Here is an 8,694-nt window from a genome sequence, read left to right as displayed (position 1 = left end):
TCCTCCACACCTACAACCACCACCGCTGCCACACCGCACTCGGCGGACACCCACCCATCAGCCGAATCAACAACCCTGCGGGTCAATACACCTAGGGGGTGTCCGCGAAGTAGCGCCGTGCGCCCGGGGGGCAGGCGGGACTTTGCGGACACCCCCTAGCCCGCTAACCGCCCGTCGCCCGACCCGTCAACGCCTCGTGCTGGAGGGCCAGTCCGTCCAGCAGAGCGGCCAGGCCCGTCTCGAACGCGCCCTCGTCCACCTCGCGCCGGCGCTCCGCCAGCAGGTGGGCCTGGCCCAGGTGGGGGTAGTCCGACGGGTCGTACGCCGCTTCGTCGTCCACGAAACCCCCGGCGAAGGAGCCCACCGCCGAGCCCAGGATGAAGTACCGCATCAGCGCACCGATCCGGGTCGCCTGCGCCGGCGGCCATCCGGCCTCCGTCATCGCGCCGAACACCGCGTCCGCCACCCGCAGCCCCGCCGGACGCCGGCCCGGGCCGCGCGCCAGCACCGGCACGATGTTCGGATGGTCGGACAGTGCGTCCCGGTACGAGTGCGCCCAGTCGTGCAGGGCGCTCCGCCAGTCCCGCCCCGCCCCCGGCTCGAACATCGACAAGTCGACCCGCGCGCTCACCGCGTCCGCGACCGCGTCCAGGATCTCGTCCTTCGTGCGGAAGTGGTTGTAGAGCGAGGGCCCGCTGACCCCCAGCGCCGCTGCCAGCCGACGCGTCGACACCGCCCCCAGCCCCTCCGCGTCCACCAGCGCGCCCGCCGCCTCGACGATGAGGTCCCGGCTGAGGAGGGGCTTGCGCGGTCTGGCCATGCGCCACATAGTAGGGCCTGCCCGCCATAAACTACCGGTGCTAGTTAACCTGCTGGTCGACCCGGCACCGGACCGCCCGGAGGTGCCCGGTGAATCTGGAACTGAGCGAGGAGCAGGAAGCCGTACGCCGGCTCGCCCGCGAGTTCACCGAGCGCGAGATCGTGCCGTACGCGGCCGAGTGGGACCGCGCGGAGAGCGTGGACCGGGCCATCGTCAAGAAGCTCGGCGACCTCGGCTTCCTCGGCCTGACCGTCCCCGAGGAGTACGGCGGCTCCGGCGGCGACCACCTCGCCTACGTCCTGGTCACCGAGGAGCTCGGCCGCGGCGACTCCGCCGTGCGCGGCATCGTCTCCGTCTCCCTCGGCCTCGTCGCCAAGACCCTCGCCGCCTGGGGGACCGAGGAGCAGAAGCGCGCCTGGCTGCCGCGCCTGTGCTCCGGCGAGGCGCTCGGCTGCTTCGGCCTGACCGAGCCCGGCACCGGTTCCGACGCTGGCAGCCTCACCACCCGCGCCGTACGCGAGGGGGACGCGTACGTCATCAGCGGCAGCAAGGTGTTCATCACCAACGGCACCTGGGCGGACGTGGTCCTGCTCTTCGCCCGCACCGGCGACGAGCCCGGCCACCGCGGGATCTCCGCCTTCCTCGTCCCCGCCGACGCCCCCGGACTCACCCGCCGCGAGATCCACGGCAAGCTCGGCCTGCGCGGCCAGGCCACCGCCGAGCTCGCCCTCGACGCCGTCCGCGTCCCCGCCTCCGCGATGCTCGGCCCCGAGGGCAAGGGCTTCTCCGTGGCCATGTCGGCCCTCGCCAAGGGCCGGATGTCGGTCGCCGCCGGCTGCGTCGGCATCGCCCAGGCGGCCCTGGACGCGGCGGTCTCGTACGCCGCCCAGCGCGAGCAGTTCGGCAAGCCGATCGCCCACCACCAGCTGGTCCAGGAGCTGATCGCCGACATCTCGGTCGACGTGGACGCCGCCCGGCTGCTGACCTGGCGCGTCGCCGACCTCATCGACCGCGGGCAGCCCTTCGCCACCGAGTCCTCCACCGCCAAGCTCTTCGCCTCCGAGGCCGCCGTACGGGCCGCGAGCAACGCCCTCCAGGTGCACGGCGGGTACGGCTACATCGACGAGTACCCGGCCGGCAAACTGCTGCGCGACGCCCGCGTGATGACCCTGTACGAAGGCACCAGCCAGATCCAGAAGCTGTTGATCGGCCGCGCCCGCACCGGGGTGTCCGCCTTCTGAGTAGGCGTCCGTTCCACGTGCGCGTCCGTTCTGAGTACGGACCTGAGTACGCGCACGGAGGCGGCGGCCGCCGCGCCGCCCGATGCTGGGCCCATGAACGAGACACCGGTCAAGCAGCGCAATTCGGCGGCGTATTACGGTCAGGCCCTCGCCTCCTTCGCCGTCGCCATCTGTGCCGTCTCCGTGGGGATCTACCACCTCCAGGTGGACGGCTGGGTCCGCGCCTTCCTCGGCATCGCGGTCCTCTACCTCACCACCTCGGCCTTCACGCTCGCCAAGGTGATCCGGGACCGTCAGGAGCTCACCCAGATCGTCACCCGGGTCGACCAGGCCCGGATGGAGAAGATCATGGCCGACTACGACCCCTTCCAACCGAAGGTCTGAGCGGCGGCCGCCGTGTCCCGCAAGACTGCTAAGCGCTTGCTCACCCTCCGGTAAGGTGTTCCTTTCACGGGACGAAGAAGGTGAGCGAGCGATGGACAGCGTGGAGGAGACGACCGGCGGCTACCGGCCGTGGTCGGAGGTCACCCCCGACGCCGCGCGGCGGCTGCTCGTCGCCGCCGTCGAAGCGTTCGCGGAGCGCGGGTACCACGCCACCACCACGCGCGACATCGCGGGACGGGCCGGGATGAGTCCGGCCGCGCTCTACATCCACTACAAGACCAAGGAAGAGCTGCTCCACCGGATCAGCCGGATCGGCCACGACAAGGCCCTGGAGATCCTGGAGACCGCCGCTCACGGCCCGGGTTCGGCCGCCGAGCGGCTCGACGCCGCCGTACGGTCCTTCGTGCTGTGGCACGCCGCGCACCACACCACCGCGCGCGTGGTCCAGTACGAGCTCGACGCTCTCGCCCCGGAGCACCGCTCCGAGATCGTGGAACTGCGCCGGCGGAGCGACGCCGCCGTGCGCCGCATCCTCGCCGACGGGGTCGCGGCGGGGGAGTTCGACGTTCCGGACGTCCCCGGCACCACCCTCGCCGTCCTGTCCCTCTGCATCGACGTGGCCCGCTGGTTCAACGCCGCGGGCCGCCGCACGCCCGACGAGGTCGGCGCGCTCTACGCCGACCTCGTCCTGCGCATGGTCGGGGCCGCACCGGACGGCCCCGGCGCGCCCCGGAAGTAGTTCAGAAGTAGTAGCGGGACACCGACTCCGCGACGCACACCGGCTTGTCGCCGTCCTCGCGCTCGACCGTGACCGTCGCCGTGACCTGGACCCCGCCGCCCGCCTCCGCGACCTCCGTGACCACGGCGGTGGCGCGCAGTCGCGAGCCGACCGGGACCGGCGCCGGGAAACGCACCTTGTTCGTGCCGTAGTTGATGCCCATCTTCATGCCCTCGACCCGCATGATCTGCGGGACCAGGCTCGGCAGCAGCGACAGCGTCAGATAGCCGTGCGCGATGGTGGATCCGAAGGGTCCGCCCGCGGCCCGCTCCGGGTCCACGTGGATCCACTGGTGGTCACCGGTGGCATCGGCGAACAGGTCGATCCGCTTCTGGTCCACCTCCAGCCACCCGCTCGGACCGAGCGGTTCCCCGATCCCTGCGCGCAGTTCCTCGGCGGACGTGAAGATCCTCGGCTCGGCCATGCGTCTCCCTCTCCCTGGCGATGTCAGGCGAATAAGCGCTTGCTCAGCGCGCTGCTCAGCATGCTGGGGCCGCATGTATCTGTCAACGACAGGTCTGTCAACGAATGTCGGACCGGCCGACTACCCTCGGCCTCGTGCCGCAGATTCCTGAAAAAGTCCATGAGCTCACCGTCGGCCAGCTGTCCGCCCGCAGCGGCGCGGCCGTCTCCGCGCTGCACTTCTACGAGACCAAGGGCCTGATCAGCAGCCGCCGTACCACCGGCAACCAGCGCCGCTACAGCCGCGACGCACTGCGCCGGGTGGCCTTCGTACGAGCCGCCCAGCGCGTCGGGATCCCGCTCGCCGCCATCCGCGACGCGCTCGCCCAGCTCCCCGAGGAGCGCACCCCCAACCGCGAGGACTGGGCCCGGCTTTCGGAGGCCTGGCGCACCGAGCTCGATGAGCGGATCAGCCGGCTGGCCCGGCTGCGCGACCACCTTTCCGACTGCATCGGCTGCGGCTGCCTCTCGATGAAGAACTGCGCGCTGTCCAATCCGGACGACGTCTTCGGCGACCGGCTCACCGGCTCCCGGCTGTAGCCGAGGCGCCGAGGATCCCGCGGGCCGCCGCCACCAGCTCGGCGTTCGACCGCGCCGGGCGGCCGTCCGGCAGGTGCAGTACGTCGCCCACACCGATCCGCACGCCCGCACCGCACCGCGCGGCCAGCCGCAGCACCGGCCAGGCGGCCGCCTCCCGCCCGAACAGCAGCAGCGGGACCGGCGGCAGCCACCGCAGCCCCGCCACCAGCGCCGGATCGGCCGCGGCCAGCTCCACCGCGAGCCGGATCCGCGCCGCATCCCGTACCGGCCAGGCCAGGAACCGCGCCAGCGGCCCGGGCTCCGTACCCGGCGCTGCGCCCAGCTCCGCCGCAAGGCCGCCACCGGCCTCCCCGCCCAGCGGGACCACCGCGTCCACCGCCACGCCCCGCTCCAGCAGGGCCTGCGCCAACTCCTCGGCCCCCGGCTCCGCGAAGCGCACCACCGCCCGGTCCGGCAGCACCGTCCACGACCGGACCCGCTCCAGCCGCCCCGCCGGATCCGGCTCGGCCCCGATCCCCGCGGACACCGAAAGCGGTACGGAGACCCCCGCGCCCCGCATCGCCTCCAGCAGCGGCCCCACGATCCGGGGCGACAGGCTCTCCCGGCCGCACGGGGTCCTCGGATGGACCAGCACCTCCCCGGCCCCGGCGGCCACCGCCGCCAGCGCCGACTCCACCACGTCCGGCGGGGACAGGGGGACGGCGCGGCCCTCGGCGGCGCCGCGCGCCCCGTTCAGCGACACCACGACCGAAGCCGAAGCCGAAGCCGGATCGGGCCCCGCCCCCGTCACCCCGCCACCCCGAGCCCCCGCCGGCTCATGCCGCCCCCGCCGAGGCCGGGTCCGTCAGCGACACCGCGTCCGCCAGCGCCGGCCTCGGCACGACGATCCCGCAGCCCGCACACACCGGGCCGTCCCAGGCCCATGCACCCTCCCAGGCGCGATGCCCCGCACGGGGCCCCCGTCTCTGCCCCGGCCCGTGCGCGGGCCAGCGCAGCTCCTGCTCCCCGCAGACCGGGCATCCCGTCCCCGGCTCCGACTCCAGCGCCGCGACCAGCCGCCGCAGCACCTCGCCCAGCGTCCCGTCCGGCCGCACCCCCGGATCGGCGCAGCGCACCACCGCGTCCCCGCTGCCGCCCCACGCCCACTCCGGCCGGCGCAGCCCGTGGTGCTTCTCCCGCCGGCGCCGCTCCGCGAACTGCCGCTCGTACTCCAGCCAGACGGCCCGCGCCTCCTCCAACTCCTCCAGCGCCGCCACCAGCCGCAGCGGATCGGCCCCCCGGTCCTCGGGGGCGATGCCGTGCCGGTCGCACAGATGCCACCACGTCGCCCGGTGCCCGTACGGAGCGAACCGCTCCAGGCAGCGGCGCAGCGAATGGCGCCGCAGGGCACGGTCATTGCGTGCGTCCCGCACCTGGTACGCCAGACTTCGGAATCCCGCCATCACACCTTCACCTCCGTCGCGCCCACGCCCGCACCGGGGGGCGTCGTACTACGTCGAACGACGACGCACCGTGAGATGTGCCCAACATGCCCGGCCGACTGCGGGCGCATGCGGGGGCGGTCGAGGCGTACGGGTGGCACATGGCCGGAAGTCAGCGCCCCATGCGCCCCGCGGCAACCACGAGCCGGGCCAGCTCCTCGTGGCAGATGTCGCTGTGCGCCCCCGACGGCGGACCGCCGCGGCGCACCACGGACCCGGTGTCCACACTGACGCAACCGGCCTCCGGGACCCCCGCGCGCAGGGCCGCGTCGAGGGTGAGCCGCGGCGCGCCCGGCACCGCCTGCACCCCGTCGTGCCCGATCGCGCCCCACCGCTCGTCGAAGCCGAGGAGACCGGCCGAATCCCCTGCCATCCGCGAGGCCAGCGGATAGAAGACCTTCAGGGCCGAGTCGTAGGGGGAGTGGCAGGCGACCACCGGGCCGTCGACCCTGCGCTGCATCCCGCGCAGGGCCCCGCCGCTGCCCTTGTCGTGGGGGAGCCGGTCGGTGAAGGCGTAGTGGGAGAAGGCCCCCTGGAACAGGGTCGCGGATTTCACGTACCGGGCGCCGTCCGGCACCGCGCGCAGCGAGAAGGACACCACCCGGGCCCCGAAGCTGTGCCCGATCAGATGCACCCGCAGGGCCGGGCGGCGGCCCGCCAGTTCCGCCAGCACCGGGCCGAGGCCGCGCTCGCCGACGACTCCGGCCCGCTTCTTCATCTGGTAGTAGGTGGCCTGCCGCAGCAGCTCCTTGGCGCCGCTCCACAGCGCGCGCAGGCCGCCGCCCGGGGAGAAGGCGGGCCCGGCGGCGTCCCCGGCCGGCGCGCCCGCCTCGACCAGCCCCTCGGTGAAGGCGCGGCACACCTCCAGCACGTCCAGCGTGAAGATGGCGGGCACGTCCCGTACGGCCGGCCCGACGCCGGCACCGGCCGCGTCGGCCGGACCGACGGAAAGCACCGCGCCCACCGCGCCCACCGCGCTCGCCGCATCCGCCGCGTCCACCACATCGACCACGTCCACGCCCGCCAGCTCCCGTACCAGCGCCCCGAACTCGGTGAACGCCGCCGCCGACTCCGGCCGGTCCTCCAGCAGCTCGGCGATCCGGTCCAGCTCCGCCACCCGCCCCGGCCAGAACTCGCCGAGCGCCCGCAAGGTGGCGGGGTCCAGGGCCGTCCCGTGGCCCGGCTCGGCGAGCGCGCCGTGGGGGTCGAAGTCCGGTATCGGCTCGTCCGAGAACCGGATCGAGGGCCAGACGACTCCCACGTAACCCAGCCGCACCCCCGGCCCCACCAGCCCCGGGAAGGGCGCGTAGAAACGGTCGAAGAGCCGGGTCGAGGTGGAGCGGTCGCTGTTCCATCCGTGCGCGAACACCAGCAGGTCGGTGGCCTGGAGCGAGGCCACCGCGTCCCGGCTGCCCGGGTCCACGTCGCCATCGGCATCGAAGGTCAGCTCCGCGTACGGGCCGACCCCCACCCCGCCGCTCGCCGCCGCCGTTGCATCCGACATGAGGTCCCCCTCCGCGCCGTCTCTCCGGTGCCGTCCAGCATCCTGCCGACGCCCTTGCCCTGCCAGACCCGTGCAGCCCACAGATTCACGCGGATTCACGAGGACCCACGCGCACCCGCGCATACCCACGCGGGTCCACACGCATCCACGCGGGTCCACGCGGGTTCACACGCATCCACGCGGGTTCACGGATAGAGCAGGTACCGCCCCCGCACCGCCGCGAACCGCTCCAGCCCCGCGGCCCAGTCGTCCGCGATCTCCTCGACCCCCGCTCCCGCGTCCACCATCGTGCGGACCCGGTCCGAGCCGGTCAGCTGGTCGATCCAGTGGTCCGTGCGCCAGGCGAAGCCGCTCCAGGTCCGCTTCGCGGTCACCAGCAGCCCGATCCCCGCCCGGACCGGATCGAAGGCCGCCCGGTCGTGCACGATCAGCCGGACCCCGCCGCACACCTTCCCGGCGAACTTCGAGAAGGTCGGCGTGAAGTACGCCTCCCGGAACCACACGCCGGGCAGCCCCAGCGCCTGCGCCGCCTCCGCCCACCGCCGGTCCACGCCCTCCGCCCCGACCACCTCGAAGGGGGTGGTCGTCCCGCGCCCCTCGGACAGGTTGGTCCCCTCGAACAGGCAGGTGCCGGCGTACGCGAGCGCCGTGTCCGGCGTCGGCACGTTCGGACTCGGCGGCACCCAGGGCAGTCCGGTCGCCCCGAAGAAGGAGTCCCGCCGCCACCCGGTCATGCGGACGGTGCTCAGCCTGACCGGCTTCGCCGCCAGGAACTCCGCGTTGAACAGCAGGGCCAGCTCCGCCACCGTCATCCCGTGCGCGAGCGCGATCGGCTCCCGGCCCACGCCGCTCGCGTACGCGCTCTGCAGTACGGGCCCGGTGGCCCGCCGGCCGCCCACCGGGTTCGGCCGGTCCAGTACGACCACGGCCTTGCCGGCCAGCGCGGCCGCGCGCATGCAGTCGTACAGGGTCCAGATGTAGGTGTAGAAGCGCGCCCCGACGTCCTGGATGTCGAAGACGACCGTGTCGATCCCGGCCGCCGTGAACACGTCCGCGAGCTTCTGCCCGCTCTTGCCGTACGTGTCGTACACCGGCAGCCCCGTCGCCGGATCGCGTCCGGCCGCCTCGGAATCGCCCGCCTGCGCGGTGCCGCGGAATCCGTGCTCCGGCCCGAACACCGCCACCAGCTTCACCCGCGCGTCCGCGTGCAGTACGTCGACCAGGTGGCGGGCGTCGGCGGTGATCCCCGTGGGGTTGGTGACGACCCCCACCCGCTGGCCGGCGAGTGCCTCGTACCCGTCGGCGGCGAGCTGCTCGAAGCCGGTGCGGACCCGCTCGGCGGCCGCGTCCGCCCGGTCCGGGGCCCGGCCCGGGGCCGCGCCCACCGCCCCCAGGGTCCCCAAGGCCCCCGTCGTCCCCGCCAGTCCCAGCAGCCCCCGTCGCGACAGCGTCATCCGGCCACGCTAGGGGCCCGCCCTCTTCCA

Annotated in this window: 10 protein-coding genes; 4 read left to right on the top strand and 6 right to left on the bottom strand. The window is 73.8% G+C overall.

Annotated elements, in window-relative coordinates:
• Positions 1-163: 163 nt before the first annotated feature.
• Positions 164-820 carry a TetR/AcrR family transcriptional regulator gene (locus ACFYZS_RS37965; RefSeq protein ID WP_389023362.1) on the bottom strand — a complete coding sequence of 219 codons (657 nt, stop codon included), beginning with the start codon at positions 818-820 and terminating at the stop codon, positions 164-166.
• An 89-nt stretch (positions 821-909) separates the two neighbouring features.
• Between ACFYZS_RS37965 and ACFYZS_RS37960 the strand changes: the two genes are divergently transcribed.
• The 3 genes from ACFYZS_RS37960 to ACFYZS_RS37950 all read left to right on the top strand — a co-directional run bounded on the left by ACFYZS_RS37960 (position 910) and on the right by ACFYZS_RS37950 (position 3,184).
• Positions 910-2,061: an acyl-CoA dehydrogenase family protein gene (locus tag ACFYZS_RS37960; RefSeq protein WP_389023359.1), complete on the top strand. Its 1,152-nt coding sequence runs from the start codon at positions 910-912 to the stop codon at positions 2,059-2,061.
• 93 nt (positions 2,062-2,154) lie between these two features.
• Positions 2,155-2,445 (top strand): YiaA/YiaB family inner membrane protein, encoded by a 291-nt coding sequence (locus tag ACFYZS_RS37955; protein WP_030860375.1) that lies wholly within the window; start codon positions 2,155-2,157, stop codon positions 2,443-2,445.
• Between the two features lie 91 nt (positions 2,446-2,536).
• Positions 2,537-3,184: a TetR/AcrR family transcriptional regulator gene (locus ACFYZS_RS37950; RefSeq protein ID WP_389023356.1), complete on the top strand. Its 648-nt coding sequence runs from the start codon at positions 2,537-2,539 to the stop codon at positions 3,182-3,184.
• A 1-nt stretch (position 3,185) separates the two neighbouring features.
• Here ACFYZS_RS37950 and ACFYZS_RS37945 read toward each other — a convergent pair whose 3' ends face one another.
• Positions 3,186-3,647, bottom strand: a complete 462-nt coding sequence (locus ACFYZS_RS37945; protein WP_389023353.1) for a MaoC family dehydratase — start codon at positions 3,645-3,647, stop codon at positions 3,186-3,188.
• Between the two features lie 134 nt (positions 3,648-3,781).
• On the opposite strand from ACFYZS_RS37945, the gene soxR reads away from it, so the two are divergent.
• Positions 3,782-4,225: a redox-sensitive transcriptional activator SoxR gene (gene soxR, locus ACFYZS_RS37940; protein WP_389023350.1), complete on the top strand. Its 444-nt coding sequence runs from the start codon at positions 3,782-3,784 to the stop codon at positions 4,223-4,225.
• Here the strand turns inward: soxR and ACFYZS_RS37935 are convergent.
• The 4 genes from ACFYZS_RS37935 to ACFYZS_RS37920 form a co-directional block, all read right to left on the bottom strand.
• Positions 4,206-4,970: a 3-keto-5-aminohexanoate cleavage protein gene (locus ACFYZS_RS37935; protein WP_389023347.1), complete on the bottom strand. Its 765-nt coding sequence runs from the start codon at positions 4,968-4,970 to the stop codon at positions 4,206-4,208. The two genes, soxR and ACFYZS_RS37935, sit on opposite strands and share 20 nt — an antisense overlap.
• Before the next feature lie 70 nt (positions 4,971-5,040).
• Positions 5,041-5,667, bottom strand: a complete 627-nt coding sequence (locus tag ACFYZS_RS37930) for a hypothetical protein (protein ID WP_389023344.1) — start codon at positions 5,665-5,667, stop codon at positions 5,041-5,043.
• A 151-nt stretch (positions 5,668-5,818) separates the two neighbouring features.
• Positions 5,819-7,210, bottom strand: a complete 1,392-nt coding sequence (locus ACFYZS_RS37925; protein WP_389023341.1) for a serine-threonine protein kinase — start codon at positions 7,208-7,210, stop codon at positions 5,819-5,821.
• A 185-nt stretch (positions 7,211-7,395) separates the two neighbouring features.
• Entirely contained in the window at positions 7,396-8,664 is a 1,269-nt protein-coding gene (locus ACFYZS_RS37920; RefSeq protein WP_389023338.1) for an exo-beta-N-acetylmuramidase NamZ domain-containing protein, read from the bottom strand.
• Positions 8,665-8,694 lie beyond the last annotated feature (30 nt).

It is taken from the genome of Streptomyces sp. NPDC001903 (assembly GCF_042891345.1).
Taxonomy (GTDB): Bacteria; Actinomycetota; Actinomycetes; order Streptomycetales; family Streptomycetaceae; genus Streptomyces.
This window is presented reverse-complemented; position numbering and strand designations above follow the sequence as displayed.

Bases quoted from the DNA above. Each gene is read 5' to 3' on its own strand.
- ACFYZS_RS37965 (WP_389023362.1), bottom strand. From the start codon at position 820: ATGGCCAGACCGCGCAAGCCCCTCCTCAGCCGGGACCTCATCGTCGAG.
- ACFYZS_RS37955 (WP_030860375.1), top strand. From the start codon at position 2,155: ATGAACGAGACACCGGTCAAGCAGCGCAATTCGGCGGCGTATTACGGT.
- ACFYZS_RS37950 (WP_389023356.1), top strand. From the start codon at position 2,537: ATGGACAGCGTGGAGGAGACGACCGGCGGCTACCGGCCGTGGTCGGAG.
- ACFYZS_RS37945 (WP_389023353.1), bottom strand. From the start codon at position 3,647: ATGGCCGAGCCGAGGATCTTCACGTCCGCCGAGGAACTGCGCGCAGGG.
- ACFYZS_RS37930 (WP_389023344.1), bottom strand. From the start codon at position 5,667: ATGGCGGGATTCCGAAGTCTGGCGTACCAGGTGCGGGACGCACGCAAT.
- ACFYZS_RS37925 (WP_389023341.1), bottom strand. From the start codon at position 7,210: ATGTCGGATGCAACGGCGGCGGCGAGCGGCGGGGTGGGGGTCGGCCCG.
- ACFYZS_RS37920 (WP_389023338.1), bottom strand. From the start codon at position 8,664: ATGACGCTGTCGCGACGGGGGCTGCTGGGACTGGCGGGGACGACGGGG.